Source organism: Oleiphilus sp. HI0066 (assembly GCF_001635725.1).
Genome location: NZ_LWFH01000056.1, coordinates 1 through 795, shown reverse-complemented (window position 1 = coordinate 795; position 795 = coordinate 1). Strand labels below are relative to the sequence as shown.

The window sequence follows — 795 nt, the reverse complement described above, 5'->3', positions numbered from 1 at the left end:
GGCTTTGGGCGCAGCGATACGCGAGAGAAATTACGTCAATTCTTTGAGGTTGATCGTTATTACGTCGTTATCGCAGCACTCGACAGTCTCGCTAAACAAGGAAAAATTGACTCAAGTGTAAGTCTTGAGGCCATGCGAAAATATAAAATTGATCGCAGTAGTATTGCGCCAATGTTGCGGTAATAGGAGGAACGTATGAATAGTATAGAAATTTACGTTCCTGACGTAGGTACCGAAGACGCGGTTGAAGTTATTGAGCTATTAGTGAATGTAGGGGATTCGATCGCGATTGATGATCCGATTATCGTGCTTGAATCAGATAAGGCGAGCATCGAAGTACCGGCAACGAGTGCTGGTGTTATTGATGCCATTAAGGTGAAAGTCGGTGACCAAGTAAAACAAGGCGATACTCTAATATCTGTATCTGCAGAGAGTTCTGATGAACCAGAAAGCGGCGAACAGAAAGAGGATGTTAAAGAAAAGCCTATTGCTGAAATTCAGGAAGCTGCGCCAGAGCAAAATGTGCCGAAAGCAGTTTCAGAATCGACAACTACTGAAGTCATTGTACCTGACCTTGGCGGAGCCGATGAGGTAGAGGTCATTGAGCTTTGCGCTGGTGTAGGGACAAACCTTAATGCTGATGATGCCATCATTGTGCTTGAATCTGATAAGGCCTCGATGGATATACCTTGTCCCGTAGCGGGAGAGATTCTAGATTTTAAAGTTTCTCTTAGTGACAAAGTCAAAGAAGGCGAGGTTATCGCTTTGATCAAAACGCAAGCTACTAGCGAACCA

2 protein-coding genes are annotated in these 795 nt (G+C 44.3%); both read left to right on the top strand.

Annotated elements, in window-relative coordinates; translation table 11 throughout:
• Positions 1 to 183, top strand: a 183-nt coding sequence (locus A3738_RS30330) for a hypothetical protein (RefSeq protein ID WP_197473497.1), incomplete at its 5' end; no start/stop codon positions are given.
• Between the two features lie 12 nt (positions 184 to 195).
• Positions 196 to 795, top strand: a 600-nt coding sequence (locus A3738_RS01055) for a biotin/lipoyl-containing protein (protein ID WP_304440050.1), incomplete at its 3' end; no start/stop codon positions are given.